Source organism: Flavobacterium sp. Sd200 (assembly GCF_009826935.1).
Lineage (GTDB): Bacteria > Bacteroidota > Bacteroidia > Flavobacteriales > Flavobacteriaceae > Flavobacterium.
On sequence record NZ_WUMN01000010.1, the window covers coordinates 49,271 to 73,335 of the forward strand.

Consider the following 24,065-nt stretch of genomic DNA (forward strand, 5'->3'; position numbering starts at 1 on the left):
TTCTGTTTAAACCGTTCTGTTCTTACCATCGAGCAGGTATATCCATATCATGCGTGACAGCCTGAAATTAAAAGTACTCAACAAAACTGCAAGTGTTGCAATAAGCGTCATCATACCTGCAAAACTTTTAATAAAAAAATGAGCTACCAAAAAAACTGCAATCATTTCGGCAACGGTTAGTGCATAACTAACATACATTGACCCGAAAAAATAGCCGGTCTCTTTTTCAAATTTGTGTCCGCAGCAGGGGCAAGTGGCATTCATATGCGGCATACGGAACAATAACGGATTACCTTTTGTTGCAAATACCTGTCCTTCTCCACATTTAGGACATTTTTCTTCTAAGATATCTATAAACTGTGACATGACTTTTTTTATTCAAAGGTAAAACCAATAAGTGGTTAAGTAAATAAACTATTTGCGCAACATTTTGTACTTTTAGGACACTAACAGACCACAAGTATACACCATTCAGATTATTTTATAAACAGGAATATCATTATGAAGAAAGTTAATGTTTTAGATATAAGCCAATTTCATGATCACGACAGTGCAGAAGATTTTTATGCCAATACACTCGAAGATCATTTAATAACCCGCCACAAGGATATTGCCCTACCACATTCGCATAACTTTTATCTTGCCATATTGTTTACTCAAGGGAGTGGAATACACGAAATTGATTTTACAGCTTATGAGGTTAAACCCGGGGCGTTATTTTTTCTTAATCCGGGCCAAACCCACCATTGGGTATTATCAGAAGATACTAAAGGATATATTTTTTTTCATACCCGAAATTTTTACGAACTGCAATACACCAAAAGTATTCTAAGTCAATATCCTTTTTATTACAGCATGCACAGTGAACCGTGCATTTATTTAAAAAATAACAGTTTAGACAATTTTACAGCGTTCTTTAAAAGTATTTTTAAAGAGAATCATTCAGTAAACAGGTTTAAAGAGCAGGCACTTGGCAATCTTGTCAGCCTCGTGTATATAGAGGCAACAAGATTGTTTGATATTGACAACAACCGCCTGACACAAAGCAACAATAACTATTATACCAAATTCAGAAAGTTGGAAGAGTTGCTTGAACTGCATTACAGGGAAGAAAAATCACCTGCCGTATATGCCTCTAAACTTGCCATGACACCTAAGCACCTCAACCGTATTACTCAGGCTGTTACAGGAAAAACCATTACAGATGTTATTATGGATCGTGTGCTGCTGGAAGCTAAAAAAGAAATGATATTGCAAAAAGGCAGCTTAAACCAGATTGCCGAAGCACTTGGCTATAATGACTATGCTTATTTTTCGCGTATCTTTAAAAACAAGACGGGAGAAACTCCTACAGATTTTTTATATCGCTATATACAGAACAAAACACACTAAATATAAATTACAGCATCAAATTAAGACCAACATTTAGCGCTCCCCTTGTAGTAGAAAAGTTACTGCCATAATTGTAATTATCTTTAAAAACATCTGTAAACCCGCTTTGCACATCATATTCTATAAAAAGTTTTATGTAGTTAGAAAGCGGTATCTTAACGCCTAAGCCAAAGGCAAGTCCCCAATCGGTTGAGTTTAGCATGTCTTTTACATCGTTGTTCAGGGCCGTTTCTTCAGCATTAACCAAAAAGCCAACATAAGGCCCAAAATTAACATACCAGTTTTTGGTATTACCAAAGTGCCAGTTAGCCATTACAGGAACTGTAATATAATCAAGTGCAAAATTAGTGCGGTATAAATTGCCATCAACGGTAATAAAGTCGTTATTCCAGCCTTTTTTATCATAAGCTACTTTAGCTTTAACACTCCAGGAATCAGAAAAATAAAAATCGGCAGAAACTCCGGCATTAAATCCGGTACGTATATCGCTACTTCCCCAACTGTCAGATATAAATGAGCTGTTTAAACCCACATTATAACCAAACTCTACATTTCCCTTGCTCTGTGCTGTTGCAGCAGTTGCAAATCCAACAATTGTAATTAAGGATAAAATATAATTTTTCATAGTATTTGTTTTACAGTAAACACTATCAATATGCCTGCCAAAAAGTATTAAAATTTTCTTAACAATATTTAAAACCGCTATTTTTCATCAAGCAACTGTTGTAGCTTGCCCCTTTCAGCTTCAGGCAACTGTGGCAGCATAGTTTCAAACAACGGCCTGTAACCTTCCTTTTTAAGCAGCTTTCTAATATTATCCTTACCAAATTTTACAAACTGCCATTTGTGGTGCAGGGTAGCGTTTACAAGATTTTGCCAAACTATTGGGTCGGCGCGACCTATGTAAATAAGCTTTGCCAATGCATTTTGCCTAACATTACTTTCATATCGTGGTGATGCATACTGCAACAACTCACTATAAAAATCTTCTTTTTTCTCAGGCATATAATCTTTAGCCGAATAAGCCAGGGTAAGCCACAATATGCGAAGGTTTTTATCGCTAAAGCCCACCCAGTTGCTACTTTTATTCAATATTTCGGTTTGTCTTGCAGGAAAGCGTTTAAACAGCACATTCAGCACTATTTCTTTGGTAATGTATGAATCATCATCCATCAGGCTCATATATTCGTTCTCAAATTCAGCAGGAACATTGGCTACCGTCCTGGCTACAGCCTGACGCAAATGGAGGTTGCCGCTTTTCATGGCAAGCCTTACTATTTCTGCCTTATCAGCAAACGGAACCTGCGCCGTTTGAAATATAACCTCTTCTTTAACAGGATAAAACTGGTCGCTTTGCAATATTTGCATAAAAATTGGTTTCTTGTCTTCAAAACGTTTATCGTCTAACTCGCCAACTTTTAGATACAGTTGCATAAACTGATTTTTTGATAAAATCTCAAGAGCCTCGTCAACCTCAAAACTGCCGGATTGCAGCCATCGTTTTTTAAACAATGCTGTATCATAATCAGAGACCTTATTGATTTCTGCCAAAAACTCATCAGTTTCGACATTCTTAAATGCATATTTTTCAAGATATGTTTTTACTGCCTTTTTAAAATTATCGTGCCCTATATTTTCGCGTAAAACATGCAATGCCCATGCCCCTTTTTGATAAAAAGAAAGAGAACTGGCCTTCTCGTTCATTACCGGTATAGTATCGGTTTTAGAAGCCTGTTGAAGGCGCTCGGCAATTTGATACATTTCGTAGTTAAAATGATCTTCTCCATAAAGTTCTTTTTCTGCCAGCAGGGCATAATAGGTTGCAAAGCCTTCCTGCAGCCAGTGGTGCTCTCCGCTTTTCGCTGTTACCATATCGCCAAACCATTGATGGGCAAGTTCATGTGCATTTACATTAATATAAGTACGATCATTAAATCCGGTTTCGTCTACCACAAAATCCTGCGCAAAAGTGGTCGAGGTCGTGTTTTCCATTCCGGCATACAAAAAGTCGAGCACAGGTACCTGTCGGTATATTCCCCACGGGTAATTTACGCCAATTTCGCGCTCAATGAAATCAAAAATCCTTTTACTGTCACGGTAGGTAGAATTAAATTTAGAAGCGTCTTCAGGCCTGTAATAAAACTCTAAAGGAACACCTGAAGCAGCAACCTGACTTTGATTATCGAACCTTCCAATGGCAAGCATTACAAGGTAGCTGCTCATGGGCTTTTCCATTTGATATTGCCATTTTTTTAAACCTCCATTATCCTTTTTATCTTTAAGTATTCCATTAGATAACACAGTGTAACCAGCATTAAAATCAGCAGAAATATTAAATATAACTTTCTCGTTTACATCATCAAAACTCGGTAGCCAATGGCTGGTATATTTACCTTGCCCCTGCGTCCATATCTGCACATCCGTATCAGGCAAACCATCCGGTCCGGGAGTAGCCGCATTATTGCATTCAGGGCAATCATACTTTACAAAATAAAGCGTTTGTTTAGGTGTTGCCGTATAAGTAAATTCAAGTGTATTTGTCCCTTTTTTATATCCTTTAAAAAGCTTTAATACTTTGCCAGTCGATGCCCATCCTGTTTTCTTTTTACCATTAACCTTTACATCTTTGAACAGAATATTTTGTGCATCAATATAAATAGTATCGGGTTTAGAGAATACTTCAAAAGTATATTTAACCCTACCCTTAACCTGCTTTTGGGGCACATTAAAAGACAAAGAAACATCGGCAGTTTTAAAATCTACATTTTTAAGCTGATCTTTTTGTTGTGTAAAACCAACTGATGTGATTAGTAAAACACAAAGTGTATATAGTTTCATAAATGCTGTAAAGTATGTCTGCAAAACTAATCAATTTATTAATCTTAGCCTTTGGCAAAGGTTTCAACATCATTATACCTACTCCCTAAAAATTTGTTAAGAATATAATTTGCCAAGTAAAAATAAGTGTTTACTTTTCGATGAACTGATTTAAACTTTTTTGATTGAAGCGAGAAACAGGGATTTTTGTTCCAGATTTTAGCTTTTTTGCACTGCATAGCAACGCTACGGAGTAATAAACAAGGTAAAATATGGGGCAAAAAGACCATTTTGCAGCCAATTGAAAAAAGTTTAAATCAGTTCAATTATATCAAACCGCAACAACAAACATATCTTTATGAAAAATATTGCCCTTGCTTTTTCTGGTGGCGGATTTAGGGCTGCTGCCTTTTCGTTAGGCACCCTATCCTACTTAAATAAAGCACAGTACAATAACATACCACTGCTCCACAATGTAAAATTTATTGGTTCGGCATCGGGTGGCAGCATTACCAACCTTGCCTATAGCCTTAGCATTGCTCAAGGTAAAAGCTTTGATGATTTTTACTTTGAGCTTATGGATGCAATGGAAGGCGAAAAACTAATAGCAAAGGCCTTCGAAATTCTTAAAGATAACAGTTACTGGAAAACACGCGCTCATAAAAACCGGAATCTTATTAATGCTTTTGCCATAGCTTATGATGAAATGCTTTTTAATAAGGTTGAATTTGGGGCTTTAAATAATACTTATAATGCCGGTAATTGCCATATTGAGCAGGTTTGTGTTAATGCTACCGAATTTGCCAATGGCCTTAGTTTCAGGTTTCAGTCAAAACATAAAAACCCAGATGCTGGCAGCGGGCTGTTGGGCAACCATTTTATAAATATATCTGACGATACTATTGCAAACAAAATAAAACTTGGCGATATACTTGCTTCGTCTTCCTGTTTTCCGGGTGGCTTTGAGCCACTTATTTATCCGGATGATTTTATGCACGAAAAACTGGATACCAAAGAACTTACAGATGCATTAAACTATCGGGATAATCCTTTTACAAATGAGATAAATCCGGAAGACATTGGAAATGCTAAAGAGCCTAAAGATCAAAAGCAATTTGCACTGATGGATGGCGGCATTGCCGATAATCAGGCTATAGGAAGCGTAAACCTTGCGGCAAAGCGAAATAAAGATAACCCATTCGATCTGCTACTGATTACTGATGTTTCCAGTTATTTTATAAATGCATACAGTACACCAAAGCAAGTCCGTATTCCGTTAGGCAAATACTCTGTAAGGCAAATAGGTTTTACTACTGCCCTATTATTGTTGCTGTTTATAGTCACAGTTCTTGCAGGCATTATTTTAAAATTGGAGTGGTTAAAAACGGTACTTCTTATTGTAGCGGTTATAATTCCCATACTTTTTATCCTGCCAAAATTCAGGTACCTCTTTAAGCAGAAAGCAAATGAGGAAGACGGCACCTGGAAGCTCATGGTACTAAACTATGGGCGCTATTTTTTACAATTGCCTTTAAACGCTTTGCTGCTCATGCTGTTTACAAGACTTAAATCGGTTTTTTTAATGACTACAGATATTTACCTCAAACAAATTCGCCGTAAATACTACGAACAGCTATTTGAAGACGCTTCATCTCCTGAAACGGTTGTTGCCAATGCTATCTACGACCTGAGCAGAATTAAAGATAAGGTAGCCTCGAAAAAAATTGAAGAAGATGTAAAGGACGAATTGGGATATGATCCTGAAAACCCTGATAAAAAGCCTAAAAACAATTTGCCTGCCCCAAGCCCTATAATAAGGTACGTGGCAGAAGAAGCGAGAAAAGCGGCTACTACATTGTGGTTTGATCCTTACCAGCAAAAAGCTATGCTGAAAGAAATTATAGTAGCTACAGGGCAGTTTACTACCTGTTATAATTTACTAAAGCACCTGAAAAAAAGGAAAAATCTTCCAACGGACGACACACAAGCAATAGCCCAACTGCAATTACAATTAGAAAAAGACTGGAATAACTTTAATAAAGATCCCTTTTGGCTTTTTAATGAAGGACAAAAGAACAGACAGGAGCCGCTGGTATTGTCTGTAATTAAAACAGGAGCTGATTATAAAGTAGTTAAATCTTAAATAAAAAAGGTAATAAACAGGTAACCATCCGTTAACACAAAACCATTTGTTATTACAGACCTTGCGGTGTTTTTAACCGCTACAATTAATACAAATGTTCAGTAAAAAAGAATTAAAACTAAGGCAGGAAATAGGCAAAAAGAACATTCAGCTTTGTAAAGAATCAGTAAAGGATATAGAAGAGCTTTACAACGACCTGAATAACTCATATACCTCAATAGAAAATGTTGCCGAAGATTTTATAAAATTTACCGACACTATAAAAACCAAAGTAGAAGAAGCCGACATTGAAAAAATGCAGGCATTTGCTAAAAAACTTGCCAAAGTAGACAAGGTTGCCCGTGACGCCGTGCGCGATATTAGGGATATACTGCGCAGCCAGAAAAAACGACTTAAGGAAGTGCAGCGTGAACTAAACTAAGCATACAGATTTTTTAAAAGAATAGTACGCCCCCGTTATTATTTTAAAACTTTTCTTACCAATAGTTTACAACTGTTTCCGTAACTTAGTGTATCTAAAAACAATACGCTATGCCAACCGAAACCACTGTAAAGAAAGTAGCCATTGTTGGCTATAACCGCATCCCTTTTGCACGCCAGTTTACCAACTATGCCGAAGCCTCTAATACCGATATGATGGTAGCGGCATTAAACGGGCTTATTGATAAATGTGGTCTTGCAGGTTTGCAGCTTGGCGAAGTGGCTGGTGGTGCGGTAATAAAACACAGCTGGGAAATAAACCTTATGCGTGAATGTGTTTTACACACTTCTCTTAATCCTAAAACACCCGCGTGCGATATACAGCAGGCGTGCAATACAGGCCTTGAGGCTGCAATGTATATTGCAAACAAAATAGCTTTAGGACAAATAGATTGCGGCATAGCAGGCGGTGTAGACAGCACCAGTAATGTACCTTTATATCTGAATGAACATGTGAGGGGATTACTTTTAAAAGCACGGCGCAGTAAAAGCACATGGGAAGCCATAAAACAGTTCTCTAAGATCGGGCTGAAAGATTTTAGTCCGCTTGCGCCCGCAAATTTAGAGCCCGGCACCGGGCTATCTATGGGTGGCCATACCGAATATACCGCTAAATTTTATAACATAACCCGACAGGAACAGGATGCTTTTGCCCTTAGCAGCCATCAAAAAATGGTAGCAGCTACAGACAGTGGCTTTTTTAACGATATGGTTTCGCCATACTTAGGGCTCACTCAGGACAATAACATGCGAAGGGATACATCTATAGAAAAACTGGCAAAGCTAAAACCTGCGTTTGACAAAGAAAACGGCACACTTACTGCAGGCAACTCCTCCCCTCTTACAGACGGTGCGTCCTGCCTGCTGCTTGCCAGCGAAGACTGGGCACACGCGCATAATTTGCCCATATTAGCCTACATTACTTTTGCCGAAATGGCCGCCATAGAATATATAGAAAGCAAGCAAAACCTATTGCTTGCACCTGTTTATGCCGCACCACGAATGCTGCAAAAAGCAGGACTCAAGTTACAGGATTTTGATTTTTATGAAATTCATGAGGCATTTGCAGCACAGGTACTTGCTTTGCTTAAAATTTGGGAAAGCCAGGAACTGTCTGATGCTTTTGGGATTCCTGCACTTGGCAGCATTGACACCTCTAAGCTTAATGTAAACGGCAGCAGCCTCGCCACCGGGCACCCTTTTGCTGCTACAGGTGGTCGTGTTATTGCCACGCTTGCCAAACTATTGCACCAAAAAGGCTCCGGAAGAGGGCTAATATCAGTATGTGCCGCAGGTGGTCAGGGCATGACCATGATACTGGAACGCTGATAAATTTTATATTTAATTAAACTAAGCTAACTGATTGGTTATATATACCTTGATTGGTTCTGACAATAATGTTTCAGAAGCTGAAAGAAATACCTTTAAATGAGGTGTATCATTATGCTCTTTTAGTTTTTCGGCACTTTCCCATATTTCATGAAATATAAAAACGTTTTGCTCGTCAGCAGCCTGATGCAGGTTATACTGTAAACAGGCAGCCTCCTGCCTTGATGCCGAAACAAGAGATAATAAGAGTTGCTTTAACTCTTCTTCTTTACCCGGATGGCTTTTTATAATTGCTGTTAGATTTATCATTTTATTATTTGCTTTAAATATTTAATTAAAATAATTCGTAATTCGTAATTCGTAATTCGTAATTAAACAAAAATCTCTTTTAAATGCTCTTTGTACAAGGTCATGTCATGTGCTATATTGGCATTCTTTTCTACGTCATGAAAATGCATCCCCGGTAACGGCTGCATTCCTGTAAAGGCATTCATACGGTGAAAACCAAATAGCACACCATTGTCTACACTATGCTCATTAAAAAATTCTCCCGGCAGTGTAAAAGCTTCTTTCGGTGCATTCCATGAGGTAGTAACCATGTATTTGCGCCCGTGCATTGTGCCGCCTGTTCCATAATTAACAGCAGGATTACTTCGCGTACGGCCATCACTGTTGTAAATACCTTTTGCATGACCTTCGGTAAAAACCACATCTATATATTTTTTAAAATTGTGCGGTAACTGAAACCACCATATAGGCGTATGGTAAATAACTACATCGGCCCATACAAATTTTGCTACTTCTTCGGCAGCATCATAGTCATTGCTAACGTTGGTTACTTTTACTTCAAAATTATCATTATTACTAAAAAAATCCAGCGTTGCGTCGGTTATTGTTTCATTGTACCTGCCTCCAGAATGACCAAATTCCTGACCACCGTTTATTATGAATATTTTCTTCATTGCTATTGTGCGTTATAATTACAGGAACAAAATTACCATGAGGAAAACTATTATAAAAATAAGTTGTTTTATACATTTGCATCATAATTATAATAGATTGTTATGGTTAATTTAGAATGGTACCGCACTTTCAAGGCTGTTTATAAAACAGGAACACTTACCGGCGCAGCCCAGGAATTGTTTATCTCCCAACCGGGTGTAAGCCTGCACATCAGTTCATTAGAAAACTACACAGGTTACAAGCTCTTTGACCGTAAAGGCAGGCGCATGGAACCAACTGAGCGAGGAAAAGTGCTGTATAATTTTATTACCGAAGCACTGACAAAACTGGAAGAGGCAGAGAAAAACTTTCAGCGCAGTACCGAAAAACATACGCCAACCATTAGTGTGGGCATGTGTTTTGAAACGTTTCAAACCACACTCGAGCCCTATATTTCACAACTGCCCTTTAATGTTATAATTCAGTTTGGTGAATATCCTGAAATGGTGAGCAATCTTGAAAAAGGCATACTCGACCTTATAATTACTCCGCAAATGGTGCCATCGCCCAGTGTAGTCTATGAATCCTTTAGTTCGGAAACCATAGTATTGGTGGGCGGAAATACAACAGATACTAACACTTTTAATGAGTTGCTTGCCACGTATGATTCTGAAAAATTAGAAATTTGGCTTAAAGAAAATAAATGGTATGGCACTACCGGAGATATGGAGCACCTGCGCCGTTTTTGGCAGCTTAACTTTAATAAATATCCTGATTTCAGACCAAATTATATTGTACCCAATCTAAACTCTATTATACGTTGTTTGGGCAGTGGCATAGGTTTGGCAGTAATTCCTGACTTTTTGTGTAAAAAAGAAATTGATAGCGGGCTTATAAAACTTATATGGGAAGGCAGTACAAAACTTACAAATACACTCCATTTTGCCTGCCGTAAAAAAACTTTATATGCAGATGAAATAGCTGTTATTAAAAAGATATTTAAGGAGGTTATGGTGTAAATTAATCTATTTCCTCAAAATCAATATACTCACCTACTTTCTTTTTTTCTTTAGGGCGTTCACTGGTAGTATCAGCCTGTTGGTGGTTTGCCTGATTATTATAATATTCCTGTTGTCTTTGTTGTTGCTCATATAGGTTTTCGCCCGCTTTTTTTACTACCTGCTGTATTAAAACAGGGGCAAGTAACCTCAAAAGAAAGCGTATTGCATAGTAAGAAAGTATTATTATAAACAGTGTTCTTAAAAAACCGGAAAATGATGCTGTATCCATTATCATAAAATTTTGTCAAAAATAATCAATCCCCATTTTTAAATTAAATTGCCGTTCTTAAAATAATAATAAATATACTATTTTTGAGGGACTGAAAATTTACACAACCAAAAAACGAGCCAAACATGCCTTTTGATTTTAAAAAAATGGTAACTGCCCTGCTTTTAAGCACGGCTGCAGTTCAGGCACAGTACACAGAAGAAATAAATACTAACAGGCCCGGACTATCAATGGGTGCCTTTGCTGTAGGTAAGACTGTTTTTCAGGTAGAAACGGGCATCAACGGAACTTATGAAGATCATGATGTTTTAAATTATGACTCTAAAGGCATAGCCTTTGATCTTGCATTGAGGTATGGTGCATTTTTAGAACAACTTGAATTTGTGCTCGATATGCAATACAGGTTTGATCAATATAATGATGCATTATATTCGTACAACAGGAACGATTTTAAGAACCTGACATTTGGTGCAAAATATCTGATTTATGATCCTGACAAATATTACACTCCCGAACGAAATGTTATAAGCTGGCATGCAAGTCACAAATTTAGATGGCGCACACTATTGCCTGCAGTTGCAGTATATGCTGGTCTAAATATTACAGGAAAAAACAATCCATACACATTTACAGATGATACATCGAGCCCAAAGGTTATGCTTATTACGCACAACGGCTTTGGAAAATGGATGTGGGTTAACAACTTTATTTATGATAAGATAGGTACCGAATACCCAAGCTATGGCTGGATAACTACCTTTACACGAGGATTTAACTCGGCATGGTCGGGCTTTTTAGAGTTTCAGGCCTACAAAAGCGATTATTATGCCGATGGTGTGGCACGAGTGGGAGCTGCATATCTGTTATCTATGAACATGCAGGTAGATGCCTCAATAAGCAGCAACATAAAAAACACTCCTATGCTATTATATGGTGGTGTTGGTTTTTCATGGCGTTTTGACGGTTTTTATAAAGACGTACTGCTACCAGGAAAAGGTGACAGGGAAAACCTGCTTGAAGAAGACCAAAAAAAACAGGAAGACGAGAAAGAAAGACGTAAAAAAGAAAGAGAAGAATTATTAGATGAGCCAATAGATGAACCGAGCGGAGATCCTGCCCCTGCTGATCCTTCCAATCCATAAGAAAAAATAAGACATGATTGTTATAAAAGAAGTCAGGACAAAAAGCGAATTAAAGGACTTTATTAAATTTTCGTTTTCCCTGTATAAAAATAATCCGTACTGGATACCGCCACTTATAAGCGAAGAGCTTGAGAGTTTTGATAAATCAAAAAATCCGGCTTTTGAACATGCCGAGGTAAAATTTTACCTTGCCTACAAAGACAATAAAATTGTAGGTAAGATAGCTGCTATCATCAACTGGCAGGAGGTTAAACATCAGCATAAATCTAAAGTGCGTTTTGGATGGTTTGATGTTATAGATGATATTGAAGTAACCAAAGCCCTGCTCGAAAAAGTATATGAGTTTGGCCGTGAAAATAACCTTGAACATGTAGAAGGCCCTATGGGATTTAGCAATCTTGATAAGGTAGGTTTGTTAACACAAGGATATGACCAGATTGGCACCGCCATAACCTGGTACAATCACCCTTATTATGTTACTCATTTAGAAAAACTTGGCTATGTAATAGAGAAAGAATATATAGAAAGTATCTTTCCATTCAGTAATGTAAGAAGCGAAGATTTTATTAAGGCTAGTGCTTTAATCAAAAGACGCTACGGTCTTAATGTGCTTACATTTAAAACTACAAAAGAAATAATGCCTTATGTAGATAAAATGTTCGATCTGTTTAATTCCAGTTACGAAAAACTGTCATCGTTTGTGGCGGTGTCAGAAAGACAGAAAGAATATTTTAAGCAAAAATATATAGGTCTTATTAACCCTGAATATATTGTTTTTGTTGAAGACCAAAATCAAAAACTGGTGTCTTTCAGTATTGTTATGCCATCATTTGCCGAAGCACTTATTAAAGCCAAAGGCACGTTGTTTCCTTTTGGTTTTTGGCATTTGCTGCAGGCACGCAAAAAAAGTAGGGACGTTGTGTTTTACCTGATTGGTGTAGAACCTGAATATCAAAACAAAGGAGTGACGGCTTTAATTTTTGAGCATTATTATAATGTATTCAAACAAAACAACATTCGCACCTGCATCAGGACTCCGGAGCTGGCAGAAAACCACGCTATACACAATCTTTGGAAAAACTTCGACCCAACAGTACACAAACACAGGGCCACTTATAAAAAAGACCTGTAACAACTAAATAATGAAATACACGCGCCTTACAAAAGAGCAGCTTGAAGAACTGCACGAAGAATTCATACTTTTTTTGTCATCACAGTCTATAGATAAATCCCAGTGGGATGCTGTAAAGCAACAGGAACCTGAAAAAGCCGAAGAACAATTGGACATTTTTAGCGACCTGATATGGGAAGCTGTTATAGAAAAAGCACGTTATTTAGAGTATTATTCCAAGAATCATATCTTTTTGTTCAAACTCGATGAAAAGGGCATGGAAAGTATTATTATACATGCCCATGTTGCCCATGCCGACTTTTTGACAGAAAGTGGCCTGCAATGGCTAAACGAGAATATTTTTAATAACGAAGTGCAAATTAGCCGTGGCAAAAAAGACTTTACTGAAGACCGCAACACTACTATTTTTGGGCTTATTGAGCAGGGGGCTATTTTAAGTGAAGGAGAATTATACAAACAGCTTGAAGATATGTTTTAAGCTTTAAAACAATTTTAAGTGTTTTTTGAGCGGAAGATATAGTAATTATTTGTTACTATATCTTCCGCTCAAATATAATAATTCCCTTCTCAATCCCTTAACAATAATCTGCCTCAAAAGCCGTATCTTTGCATATTCAATTTTTGCCATGATACAGACTGATCTTGCTGCCCTTGAGCCTAAAAAAAATATACTTATAAAAGGTGCACAACTGCACAACCTTAAAAATATAGATGTAGCCATACCGCGCAATAAACTGGTGGTTATTACCGGATTATCGGGTTCAGGTAAATCGAGCCTTGCGTTTGACACTCTATATGCCGAAGGCCAGCGTCGTTATGTGGAAAGCCTTAGCAGCTACGCCCGCCAGTTTCTTGGTCGTTTGGACAAACCTAAAGTTGAATACATTAAAGGCATTGCCCCTGCCATTGCCATTGAGCAAAAGGTAAACACTACCAATGCCCGTTCTACAGTAGGCACGAGCACCGAGATCTACGATTATATGAAACTGCTTTTTGCACGTGTTGGGCATACTTTTTCGCCTGTATCCGGGCGTGAAGTAAAAAAACATACGGTTAGTGATGTTATAAACGAAGTAAAGCAACTTGAAGAAGGAAGCCGCTGGTTATTGCTTGCTCCCGTACACACAGAAAAAGGCCGCACAATAGAAGAAAAACTGGGAGTGTTGCTGCAACAGGGGTTTGCCCGTATATTAGTTGATAACGAAACACTACGCCTTGACGAAATTGAGGGTATTGACTTTACCAACAAAGAAGTTTTATTGGTGGTAGACCGTATTGTGGTGAAAGACGAAGAAGAATTTTACAACCGTCTTGCAGATGCCGTGCAGACAGCCTTTTATGAAGGCAAAGGCGAAGCATTCCTTCAGGATGTAAGCACCGGAAACCGCCTGCCTTTCAGTAATAATTTTGAGTTGGACGGCATGACGTTTTTAGAGCCTAACGTTCACCTGTTCAGTTTTAACAATCCATACGGTGCATGCCCCGCCTGCGAGGGTTATGGCAGCATTATTGGAATTGACGAAGAACTTGTAGTACCTAACACGGCATTGTCGGTCTACGAGGGGGCAATTTTTCCATGGAAAGGAGAAAGCATGGGCTGGTATCGCGATGAACTGGTTAAAAACAGTCATAAATTCGATTTCCCTGTACATAAGCCTTACTTTCAGCTATTGGAAAAAGACCGAAACCTGATTTGGACAGGAAATAAATATTTTACAGGCCTTAACGATTTCTTCGCCGAACTGGAAGAGAAAAACTATAAGATACAAAACCGTGTAATGCTGAGCCGTTACCGCGGTAAAACAAAATGTCCGGATTGTAAAGGCAAGCGCCTGCGACCTGAAGCAAATTACGTCAAAATTGCCGACCGCACTATTAGCGACCTTGTAGACCTGCCTATCAAAAATCTTGCTGAGTTCTTTAATGTCCTGCAACTATCTGAATATGATGCCAAAGTGGCCAAAAGGCTATTGATAGAAATAAACAACCGCATTGGCTTTTTGCAGGAGGTTGGCCTTAGCTATCTTACACTCAACCGACGCTCCTCTACCCTATCGGGCGGTGAGAGCCAACGTATTAACCTGGCTACCTCTATGGGCAGCAGCCTTGTGGGCAGTATGTATATTCTTGACGAACCAAGTATTGGCCTGCACCCTAAAGATACAGAGAGGCTTATTAAAGTCCTCGAAGGACTACGTCAATTGGGCAATACCGTGATTGTGGTAGAACATGACGAGGATATTATGAAAGCCGCTGATATGATAATCGATATCGGGCCCGAAGCCGGTACCTATGGCGGACAGCTTGTAGCACAGGGAACCTATGACGATATAATGAAATCTGACTCGCTGACAGCACGCTACCTTAGCGGCGACCTTGAAATAAGCGTACCTAAAAAGCGCAGAAAATTCAAACATCATATTGATATTATTGGTGCACGCGAGAACAATTTAAAGAACATAGACGTTACTTTTCCACTTGACTGCCTTACAGTAATAACAGGTGTTTCGGGTAGCGGAAAGAGTACACTGGTTAAAAAGATATTATTCCCTGCCATACAAAAAGCACTTACAGGCATAGGCGAAAAAGCAGGGCAATTTACAGAACTTAAGGGTAGTTACAGCCATATAAAACTTATTGAGTATGTAGACCAAAACCCTATAGGCCGCAGCTCGCGCTCTAATCCGGTTACTTACATTAAGGCTTATGATGATATACGCGATCTTTTCGCTAAGCAAAAGTTATCAGGCATACGCGGATACCAAAGCAAGCATTTTTCGTTTAACGTAGACGGAGGCCGCTGCGAAACCTGTAAAGGCGAAGGCGAAGTGACCATTGAAATGCAGTTTATGGCCGACGTTCATTTGGAATGCGAAACCTGCAATGGCAAACGCTTTAAAAAAGAAGTGCTGGAAGTTACTTTTGAAGGTAAAAATATAGACAACATCCTGACCATGACGGTTGATGATGCCGTTGCGTTTTTTACCCAGCACAAACAAACCAAAATAATGACTAAGCTGCAACCTTTGCAAGATGTAGGTTTAGGCTATGTGCAGCTGGGGCAAAGCTCTTCTACCCTATCGGGTGGCGAGGCACAGCGTATTAAGCTGGCGTCATTCCTTGTTAAGGGAGCCACGAAAGACAAAGCCCTATTCGTGTTTGATGAGCCAACTACGGGGCTGCATTTTCATGACATCAAAAAACTATTGGCAAGCTTTGAAGCCCTGCTTGAAAAAGGCCATTCAATTATTGTTATTGAGCATAACCTTGACATGATTAAGTGTGCCGACTATATTATAGATATTGGTCCCGAAGGTGGAGAACATGGCGGACATTTGATTGCTTTTGGCACTCCTGAAGAGGTGGCTAAAAATACTAAGAGTATTACGGGGGAGTATTTGAGGGAAAAATTATAGTTATCGGTTGATAGTTGTTAGTTGTCGGATGCTCTCTGTTCAATTAACTGACTATAACGAAAATTATAGCTTTAGATGATGACTGAAAATGAAAACCTGAAATAAAAATTTGGGATTCTGCTGGTTTTTAAAGCTATACTATAGAAATATTAATTTAAAACAAAAAAGGATTGCCGGCAGAGCAATCCTTTTTTCATATATAGTCAACAAAAATTACTGTTTAAGTATCAGTAACGATGGCGTGTTATTAAGCCAAGTACTGCGTGATTCTACAAGTTTTTTCCAGCTGTCAACACTTATAATTAAAAGATCCTGGCTTTGAAGAAAATCTTTTTCTAATTTCTTTTCGTTAAGCAACTGTATGTGGTTAGGTACCGTATGCTCTATACTGCGAATGGCTTCTTTTATTTGTGGGTTCTTTTTTATGGAGCCATCAGCATCAAGAACCGTTACCTGAGAGCCCGAGTTGCTGATAAGCTTTTGTGCAAAATCTATCAAAAAGGCATCACTGTCGTCAAAAACAGTCACAAAAACACGGTCGGTTCCTTTAAAATCTTTATCTACAAATATGCCCACAGGTGGTGTGGTTTTAGAAAGTATGTGCTGTGTTTTATCGTCAAAAGGCGAATTCTCAAATAGCTTTTCTTTTCCGGTAAAAGTGTTCAACAGGCTTTCAGGGTTGATGATTCTTGTAGTAAACCCAAGAATTTTGCCTAACAATGTACCCTCAAAAATAGACTGTCCTATATCTATAAGCACCAGGTCAAACTCGCCTTTATTGGCAACCGTAGCAATATCGCTGTCAACATCGGTACTGGCTTTAAACAGGGTTGTAACGTTTTGCCCAAGGTTTTCGGCTTCAGCCAAAATAGGCCTGAAACTCTCGTTTTCATACTCCTGCAAATTAAAGGTATGTATCTCACTGCTTGGCGAAATATGCATTGCAGTAACCATTGCATTATTTTTTAACTTGCTTACAAAAGCATTGGCAAGACGCAAAAGTGTTTTGCCCCCTTCAGGACTGTCAAAAGACACCAATATTTTGAACTGGCTTGCCTGACGGATCTCTGATGGTATATAGTTCTTCTTACGATTGTATATAAAACCTATCAAATCGAGAGCAGGACCCGTCATAAATGTGGTGGCAAGTGCCATAATTACCATCATTGAGAAAACTTCTGTAGAAAGCACTCCCAACTCAAGACCAATATTAAGAACAATAAGCTCCATAAGCCCACGGGTGTTCATAAGAGCACCAATGGTAAGGCTATCGCGCCAATTTTGACCCACAAATTTAGCTGTAACAGCACTACCCAAAAATTTGCCTACTACGGCAACCAGTATTATAAATCCGCAAACCTTCCACATATATGGGTCGTTAAGCAAACCTATATTGGTCTTTAAACCTGTAAAAACAAAGAATAAAGGAAGTAGCATTACTTGTGATACATCTTCTACCTTCTCTATAAAAATGCTTCTGAAACGCATATTCTCCGGCATGATAGCACCAGCCATAAATGCTCCAAAAAGCGCGTGGATACCAATTATCTCGGTAGTATAGGCAGAGATCAGCAAGGTTAAAAAGAATATGGCAACAACCGGTTTGGTAATGTTCTCTTTTTGGCTGTACAAATCACCAATGCGTTTAAGAAAAGGTTTTACTATCCAGAGCATCAGGAATACATAGGCAACAGAGAGTCCAATAATATAAAGCGAACTTACAAACGACCCTGCTTTTACAATGGCAATTACGGCTGCAAGAAGACACCAGGCCGTAACGTCATCGGCAGCGGCACAGGTAATAACCAGTGCTCCAATACGTGTGCGGTGCAGACCGCGCTCCTGAACAATACGCGCCAATACAGGAAAAGCCGTAATACTCATGGCAATACCCATAAAAAGCCCAAACGAAGAGAACGCTACTCCTGCCGGGGCAAACTGCTCATAAATGTAATAAGCAAGGCAAAGCCCTAAAGTAAAAGGAATTATTATACTGGCATGGCTAATAATAACGGCATCTTTTGCTTTATTTTTTAGTACAGAGAGGTCGAGTTCCATGCCTATTACATACATAAAAAGTATAAGGCCGATCTGACTAAGGAATTGCAGGTTACCCAACGATTCTTTTGGGAAAAGCAATGCAGAATATTCAGGAAAATAAAGCCCAACCAACGATGGTCCTAATACAATACCGGCGATCATTTCTCCAATTACCGATGGTTGTCCCAGTTTTTTACATACCCATCCAAAAAAGCGCGCAACAAAAATTATGGTTATAATTTGCACCAGTAACAGTGCCAGCGGATGTCCAAGATTTTTAAACAACGAATCTACAAAATCCTGCCATTGGCCATTGCCCGATGTTTTGTCTACAATTACACGGCCTGCTTCAAGAGTTTTTCCGTTTTTAAGCGCAAGATAGATAAGCACCGAAAAAACCGCTAATACAACAATATAAAATATACTGTTTTTAAATTTCTTCATGATTTTGGCTTTTAAAATATGCCGCAATATTAAAGATAAAAACAGCCAATTTAACATAAGCCTTAGAGCTTAAAAGGCATTTTGCAGTAAAGTGGAATTATTATGTAATAAAATCAAATATGCAGGTATAATTATTTATAAACAGTATATAAAGCCTGCCATTTACAATTAACCATCTTTTACCTTAGGTCCATCTTACGTCCATCATCTTATGTCTATCCTCTCATTCTCTAATCTACACCTTCACTTTTTTAATAAAATCAGTGCGGTATATTTCGCTTAGCGGAAATGTATAATTAGAGCCATCAGGTAACAGTATATCGGCCGTAACAATATCGTGGGCATAAAACTGTACGTGCTTTAATGCTATAACAGAAGTTTTATTTATTCGGCAAAACTCATTTTTAGGGAGCATTTCCAAAAGCTTTTCAAACGATGCATTTTTGGCTGTAACTTTCGTTCCATCGTTAAGAAACAACATTTTATCGCGGCTGTCTATTTTAGAGGTAACGATACAGAAAATTTTATCTGCCGCAATAATAGCCTTTCCCCTATCGGTATTTAACTGAATTTGCTTCGACGGTTTTGTAACGGGTTTTGCCATTCTGCCTGCCACCTTTAGCACAGCCTGTTGCAGTCTTTCCTGTTTTACAGGTTTTACTACATAATCTACAGCATCCCTGTCGAAAGCATCGACCGCAAAATTTTTATAGGCAGTAGTAAATATCACAGCCTTATCTTTAAGAGCATCAGCCACCTGTAAGCCGTTCATACCAGGCATTTCAATATCGGTAATAAGCAGGTCAAAATCAAGTCTTTCATGTTCTTTTAATAAAACAAGCGGGTCGTTAAAAGCTTTTACCACTTCCAGCTCATCCATTTGCTCACAAAGCATTTTAAGCATTGTAAGCCCCGGTAGCTCATCATCAAGCAGTAAACATCTGATTTTTGTGTTCAAGCAGGTTTATTTTTAGTTGTGCAACATATATATCTTCTTCCACATAGCGCTCCAGCTTAAAGCATGACTTATAAATTATTTTTAGCCGCTGCTCCAGTGTTGCTGTTCCAATACCGCTGTGCTCTTTTAAAAATGCTGATTTTGGCGATACTTTATTAGACACCGTAAGCGAGAAGAAATTATCTTTAAACTCTATTATTATAGATATAAAAGCATCCGGGCTTTGCAAATCGGCATGTTTAAAAGCATTTTCAATAAGATCTATAGAGATGAGCGGAGCCAGTATTTTTTGTTCATACAATGGGTCGGCCTCATCAAGTTTTTTCTTTACGCTTAAAGAAAAAAGCGGACTTATTTTTATCTTATTGATTTCTATAAGGTTAAGAGCAAACTCTATTTCTTCTTTTGGGCTAACAAAACGGTTTTGGCTTTCATACAATATATAGTCAAGCACATTCGAAAGCTTATCCATAGCAAAATAAGTTTGATAAGCATGCGACTGTATAGAATTAAGTATATTTTTAAACAAATGCGGGTTGAGCCTGCTTTCCAGTGTTTGCAATTTTAATGTGCTGGTAGTGTTTTCCAGTTCTATAAAACGCGATTGCATTTCGTTCTTAGCTTTTTCGGCCTTTAGCATCCTCACGATCAGCCATGCCAATACAAGCACGAGGAGCACTACAATGCTAATAAGCAGTTTAATGTTTAATGGTAAATCCAAACAAATTATTTTTTTACAGGTTTTCCGGCTTCGTTCCAGGCATCCATTCCTCCGTCGAGTTCTACAACGTGGGCAAAGCCTTTTAATTTCAGTATCTCAACCGCTTCGGCACTGCGGCCTCCGGCTTTGCAGTACACATAAACGGTTTTGGTTTTGTCGAGGGAGTCTAAACGCTGACTAAAATTTTTGTCATAAATATGCATATTAACCGCACCATTTATATAACCGCTTTGAAATTCTTTGGGTGTGCGCACATCTATGATCTGGCCTTTATGGCTAATCATTTCTTTTTCAAAGGCAACAGGTTTTATAAGCTCTATTCCTTTTTTTTGCTGCCCTGTGCACGATGCTATACTAAATGTTATAAGTAATAAGTACAGTAACTTTTTCATATTATTTTTTTAATGGTAAATCTATAAATATTTATATTCATTCAGTAGAGAAAGAATATCATTAAATTCATCTGAACTAATAGCATTAGCAATCAAGTCAGCATTTTTAAAAACAATCTTTGTAACTTGATTATCTTTTTCTCCTTTATAAACTTCTATACAACATTCTGATAAAGAATTATAACAACTTCCAAAAAAACCTCTTTCTCCAACAAGTTTATCGGCTAACTGCAAATAGAAATCGTATTTATCATTTATTATTAAACCATCTATTAAAATCTCGTTTTTAGTAATTTTCTTGGGAAGACCGCTAAATTTAGCGCGCGCATCTAAAGATGCTTTCTTTAAAATATCAGATGGGAATTTTATTAAGCTATGGCTCTGATTACCGCTCCATAAATTAAAAATTTCAATAATAGGTTGATTGTATACATCGATAAACCAATCATGAACTATAGTGCCGTATATTTTTATATCACCATTTTCAAAAAAATCAATTGGGTGTAATGGTATAATTTTAAATTTGTTTAATTCAATTGCAACTCCATAAGCATTAGTTAAATATACTGATGTATTAATAAATGAGTGTCCGCTGTTATCAATTGCAACAGCATTTTTAACAATAAAATTTTTAAATATAAATTCTCTTGAGGATTTATAAGCTATAGGCTCCAAATAAGTATAATTACATCTCCCTAATTCAGTTCCTTTAAAATACGCTATTATCGTTAAAAATGACATTATTTTTTAATAGTAAATGTTTCGGCAATAACTGCTATTTGCCTGTCATTTAGTTTAGAAGCCTTTTTAAGTTTGATCTTAAATTCTGCTACCTCATCTACAGCCGACGGGCAACCTAAATTTTCCCCCTTGCTGTTAAAAGAATCTGTAAGTACCTTTCCTTTGTCATCAAGAATAACCCAAAAAGGCAATCCTGCTTTTTCTCCTTTATATTGTTCCAGCAATTCATCTGCACCGGGGTTTTCAAGGTTTTTATTTTTTGGAGATTCCTGCACCGTTAATTCTACCGTTACAAAATTGTCGTCAAAAAACTTTTTACAGGCAGGGCTGTTCATGTTTTTAGTCATTTTTTTGCACCAACCACACCATGAGGCATGAAACATTACAAATACGTTTTTATGTTCTTTTTTAGCCTGAGCAGTTGCCTGTTGCATTAAAACAGATGCCTGTTCCTGAGCAGTTGCCTGTATTGTTGGCAAAGCAAATAATAAAGAGATAAGAAGTATTTTAATTTTCATAGGCTGTTTTTTTATAGCTTTAACGTAGCACGAAATTACTAAAATTTAAAATTACGGTCTTAAATGCAATTGCAACTTTGCAGCAAAGTACATTAAAATGTTGTACAAGGCTAAAATAATTTAAAATTTTAATGACAGTAAATAAATATCCAAACATGATTTTAGTCAGGCTTTGTGGTTTTTGTCTTACATACTTTTGGAGTACAATAAATACACAAAATCATGAAAAAATTATTTTATGCTGCAGTAGCTGTTGCCATGTTTACAACAGGCTTTGCACAGGAAACCCAAAACACCACACCCGATTTTAAAAAATGGCAGGTGCGCCTTAGGGGCGTTAGCGTTACGCCCAATGAAAGCGCATCTATAGGAATTATAGGTGGAGATGCCTCTATATCTAACTCGTTTATACCTGAACTTGATTTTACATATTTCTTTACAAAAAATATTGCTGCCGAATTGATTTTAGGTACTACAAAACACGATGTGCATACTACTGGTTCAGACATATCGGCTATTGGCGGGCCAACAAACACTAATGTAGATCTTGGCAGCGTATATCTTCTGCCTCCAACATTAACTGTACAGTATCATTTTTATGCAACACAAAAACTAAAACCTTATGTGGGTGCAGGTATCAACTATACTATTTTTTATAGTGTAGATGAAGGTAATACCGTAAAAGATGTTGAGTATGATAATGCTTTTGGATATGCATTTCAACTGGGTATAGACTACATGATAAACGACAGGTTTTTTGTAAATGTGGATGCCAAAAAAATATTCCTTAATACCGATGTTACCGTAAATGCTTCTAACCTTGCGCCGGGGCTTAGCATACCGGCAAAAGTAGACATCAACCCGCTGCTGCTTGGCTTTGGTGTAGGGATGAAGTTTTAGTTTGTTCTGTTTTTTAAAGATGGTAGCCAGTCCGGAAAGTATTTTTCCGGACTGACTTTTTTATAAACACCTATATTTTTTTGAGCGCCACAATAAGCTGGTCAATATCCTCCGTAGTATTATAATGGCTGAAAGAGATTCTCAACGATGGTTTTTTAACCTCATCGCCAGATAATATTTCTTTAAGCACGTGCGATGGTTTTACCGATCCTGACTGGCATGCACTGCCTCTTGATACTTCTACCCCCTGCATGTCGAGGCTAAAAAGTATCATAGCAGTTTTGTCTTCGGGCAATGGCAACAGTATGTTGGTAATGTTATAAAATAACGCTTCTCCCTCCGCTTTTCCATTAACCTTAAAGCCGGGAAAATGCAGTTCAAGCTGACTGTGTAAATAATCTTTCAATCCGGAAATATGCTGTCTGTGCTCTTGCAGTCCGGCATACGAAAGCTGTAATGCTTTTGCCATACCCGCAATTTGATGAATGGGCTCTGTACCGGGGCGCAGGCCTTTTTCCTGTTCTCCCCCAAACACCATGGGTTTTAAACCAACCGTTTTATCTATATATAAAAAGCCTATTCCTTTTGGGCCATGAAATTTGTGCGCGCTTGCTACTATAAAATCCACAGGCAAATTTTGCAGGTCAAATTCTGTTTTGCCTACACTTTGAACTGTATCTGTATGAAAAAGAGCTTTATATTTTCGGCAAAGGCTGCCTGTTTCATTTAGGTTTAGCACCACACCTGTTTCGTTATTTACATGGATAAGGCTAACCAGCGTAGGTATATCCTGTTGTAATAGAGCCTCAAGGTGTTCCATATCAGGCTGTCCTCCAGGCAAAAGATTTACGTATACGGCATCTATACCATACTGCGCTGCAAGCTGGGGAATTGTATTTAAAACCGAATGGTGCTCTGTCCTGCTGCTTATTATACGGCGAATGCCAAGATCTTTAACCGCGCTGTGCAGCACTAAATTATTGGCCTCAGTGCCACCAGAAGTAAAAATAATTTCGCGTGCTTCGGCGTTAATAAGAAATGCTATGGTTTTGCGCGCTGTTTCGAGCACCACCTTTGCCTGCCTGCCGGTACTGTGGGTGGATGACGGATTGCCATAAACGCTGCCCATTACCTGCACCATTTCTTCTATTACAAGGGGGTGCATGGCAGTAGTTGAGGCGTTATCGAGATATGCTTTTTTCATTGCTGCAAAATTATTTAAAAAATACTTGCCAAGCTATTTTTAGGCCGTGCAACCGTAAAAGCTT

Annotated in this window: 23 protein-coding genes; 10 read left to right on the top strand and 13 right to left on the bottom strand. The window is 38.1% G+C overall.

What is annotated here, in order from left to right; translation table 11 throughout:
- Positions 1–6 precede the first annotated feature (6 nt).
- Positions 7–366, bottom strand: a complete 360-nt coding sequence (locus GR160_RS17995) for a DUF983 domain-containing protein (protein WP_160751292.1) — start codon at positions 364–366, stop codon at positions 7–9.
- Between the two features lie 135 nt (positions 367–501).
- Here GR160_RS17995 and GR160_RS18000 point away from each other — a divergent pair, with 135 nt between their 5' ends.
- Complete coding sequence (locus GR160_RS18000; protein ID WP_160751293.1) at positions 502–1,392, top strand: AraC family transcriptional regulator; 891 nt, start codon at positions 502–504, stop codon at positions 1,390–1,392.
- Positions 1,393–1,399: 7 nt separating this feature from the next.
- Here GR160_RS18000 and GR160_RS18005 read toward each other — a convergent pair whose 3' ends face one another.
- Together GR160_RS18005 and GR160_RS18010 are read right to left on the bottom strand one after the other, a co-directional pair.
- A complete protein-coding gene (locus GR160_RS18005; protein WP_160751294.1) occupies positions 1,400–2,017 on the bottom strand; it encodes a porin family protein in 618 nt (205 codons plus the stop codon).
- Positions 2,018–2,094: 77 nt separating this feature from the next.
- Positions 2,095–4,230 carry a M1 family metallopeptidase gene (locus GR160_RS18010; protein WP_160751295.1) on the bottom strand — a complete coding sequence of 712 codons (2,136 nt, stop codon included), beginning with the start codon at positions 4,228–4,230 and terminating at the stop codon, positions 2,095–2,097.
- Positions 4,231–4,567: 337 nt separating this feature from the next.
- Between GR160_RS18010 and GR160_RS18015 the strand changes: the two genes are divergently transcribed.
- The 3 genes from GR160_RS18015 to GR160_RS18025 all read left to right on the top strand — a co-directional run bounded on the left by GR160_RS18015 (position 4,568) and on the right by GR160_RS18025 (position 8,161).
- Complete coding sequence (locus GR160_RS18015) at positions 4,568–6,352, top strand: patatin-like phospholipase family protein (protein WP_160751296.1); 1,785 nt, start codon at positions 4,568–4,570, stop codon at positions 6,350–6,352.
- 94 nt (positions 6,353–6,446) lie between these two features.
- Positions 6,447–6,773: a hypothetical protein gene (locus GR160_RS18020; RefSeq protein ID WP_160751297.1), complete on the top strand. Its 327-nt coding sequence runs from the start codon at positions 6,447–6,449 to the stop codon at positions 6,771–6,773.
- Positions 6,774–6,883: 110 nt separating this feature from the next.
- On the top strand, positions 6,884–8,161 hold the full coding sequence (locus tag GR160_RS18025; RefSeq protein WP_160751298.1) for an acetyl-CoA C-acetyltransferase: 1,278 nt from the start codon (positions 6,884–6,886) through the stop codon (positions 8,159–8,161).
- A gap of 21 nt (positions 8,162–8,182) precedes the next feature.
- Here the strand turns inward: GR160_RS18025 and GR160_RS18030 are convergent, their stop codons facing one another.
- A complete protein-coding gene (locus GR160_RS18030) occupies positions 8,183–8,470 on the bottom strand; it encodes a putative quinol monooxygenase (RefSeq protein WP_160751299.1) in 288 nt (95 codons plus the stop codon).
- Positions 8,471–8,532: 62 nt separating this feature from the next.
- Complete coding sequence (locus GR160_RS18035) at positions 8,533–9,123, bottom strand: NAD(P)H-dependent oxidoreductase (RefSeq protein ID WP_160751300.1); 591 nt, start codon at positions 9,121–9,123, stop codon at positions 8,533–8,535.
- A 102-nt stretch (positions 9,124–9,225) separates the two neighbouring features.
- Here GR160_RS18035 and GR160_RS18040 point away from each other — a divergent pair, with 102 nt between their 5' ends.
- Entirely contained in the window at positions 9,226–10,122 is an 897-nt protein-coding gene (locus GR160_RS18040) for a LysR family transcriptional regulator (RefSeq protein ID WP_160751301.1), read from the top strand.
- Between the two features lies 1 nt (position 10,123).
- Here the strand turns inward: GR160_RS18040 and GR160_RS18045 are convergent, their stop codons facing one another.
- Positions 10,124–10,393 carry a DUF4834 family protein gene (locus GR160_RS18045; protein WP_160751302.1) on the bottom strand — a complete coding sequence of 90 codons (270 nt, stop codon included), beginning with the start codon at positions 10,391–10,393 and terminating at the stop codon, positions 10,124–10,126.
- Between the two features lie 125 nt (positions 10,394–10,518).
- Between GR160_RS18045 and GR160_RS18050 the strand changes: the two genes are divergently transcribed.
- From GR160_RS18050 to uvrA, 4 genes are all read left to right on the top strand, one after another.
- Positions 10,519–11,535 carry a transporter gene (locus tag GR160_RS18050; RefSeq protein ID WP_160751303.1) on the top strand — a complete coding sequence of 339 codons (1,017 nt, stop codon included), beginning with the start codon at positions 10,519–10,521 and terminating at the stop codon, positions 11,533–11,535.
- A 13-nt stretch (positions 11,536–11,548) separates the two neighbouring features.
- On the top strand, positions 11,549–12,667 hold the full coding sequence (locus GR160_RS18055; protein WP_160751304.1) for a GTP cyclohydrolase: 1,119 nt from the start codon (positions 11,549–11,551) through the stop codon (positions 12,665–12,667).
- Between the two features lie 10 nt (positions 12,668–12,677).
- Positions 12,678–13,145 carry a DUF6495 family protein gene (locus GR160_RS18060; RefSeq protein ID WP_160751305.1) on the top strand — a complete coding sequence of 156 codons (468 nt, stop codon included), beginning with the start codon at positions 12,678–12,680 and terminating at the stop codon, positions 13,143–13,145.
- Between the two features lie 148 nt (positions 13,146–13,293).
- Complete coding sequence (uvrA, locus tag GR160_RS18065; RefSeq protein WP_160751306.1) at positions 13,294–16,083, top strand: excinuclease ABC subunit UvrA; 2,790 nt, start codon at positions 13,294–13,296, stop codon at positions 16,081–16,083.
- A 213-nt stretch (positions 16,084–16,296) separates the two neighbouring features.
- On the opposite strand, the gene GR160_RS18070 is transcribed toward uvrA, so the two are convergent.
- The 6 genes from GR160_RS18070 to GR160_RS18095 form a co-directional block, all read right to left on the bottom strand.
- Positions 16,297–18,567: a cation:proton antiporter gene (locus GR160_RS18070; RefSeq protein WP_160751307.1), complete on the bottom strand. Its 2,271-nt coding sequence runs from the start codon at positions 18,565–18,567 to the stop codon at positions 16,297–16,299.
- 235 nt (positions 18,568–18,802) lie between these two features.
- Positions 18,803–19,525 (bottom strand): LytTR family DNA-binding domain-containing protein, encoded by a 723-nt coding sequence (locus GR160_RS18075; RefSeq protein ID WP_160751308.1) that lies wholly within the window; start codon positions 19,523–19,525, stop codon positions 18,803–18,805.
- On the bottom strand, positions 19,494–20,246 hold the full coding sequence (locus GR160_RS18080; RefSeq protein ID WP_237421249.1) for a sensor histidine kinase: 753 nt from the start codon (positions 20,244–20,246) through the stop codon (positions 19,494–19,496). The genes GR160_RS18075 and GR160_RS18080 overlap by 32 nt, the downstream gene beginning before the upstream one ends.
- Before the next feature lie 5 nt (positions 20,247–20,251).
- A complete protein-coding gene (locus GR160_RS18085) occupies positions 20,252–20,638 on the bottom strand; it encodes a rhodanese-like domain-containing protein (protein WP_160751309.1) in 387 nt (128 codons plus the stop codon).
- Between the two features lie 21 nt (positions 20,639–20,659).
- The gene (locus GR160_RS18090) at positions 20,660–21,379 is read right to left on the bottom strand and encodes a hypothetical protein (RefSeq protein WP_160751310.1); all 720 of its coding nucleotides are present in this window, start codon (positions 21,377–21,379) and stop codon (positions 20,660–20,662) included.
- Positions 21,379–21,897, bottom strand: a complete 519-nt coding sequence (locus GR160_RS18095; RefSeq protein ID WP_160751311.1) for a thioredoxin family protein — start codon at positions 21,895–21,897, stop codon at positions 21,379–21,381. Before GR160_RS18095 ends, GR160_RS18090 begins: the two co-directional genes overlap by 1 nt.
- A 222-nt stretch (positions 21,898–22,119) precedes the next feature.
- Between GR160_RS18095 and GR160_RS18100 the strand changes: the two genes are divergently transcribed.
- A complete protein-coding gene (locus tag GR160_RS18100) occupies positions 22,120–22,797 on the top strand; it encodes an OmpW family protein (RefSeq protein ID WP_160751312.1) in 678 nt (225 codons plus the stop codon).
- Positions 22,798–22,867: 70 nt separating this feature from the next.
- Here GR160_RS18100 and GR160_RS18105 read toward each other — a convergent pair whose 3' ends face one another.
- Positions 22,868–24,001, bottom strand: coding sequence for a cysteine desulfurase family protein (locus GR160_RS18105; RefSeq protein ID WP_160751313.1), 1,134 nt, complete (start codon positions 23,999–24,001; stop codon positions 22,868–22,870).
- Positions 24,002–24,065: the final 64 nt, after the last annotated feature.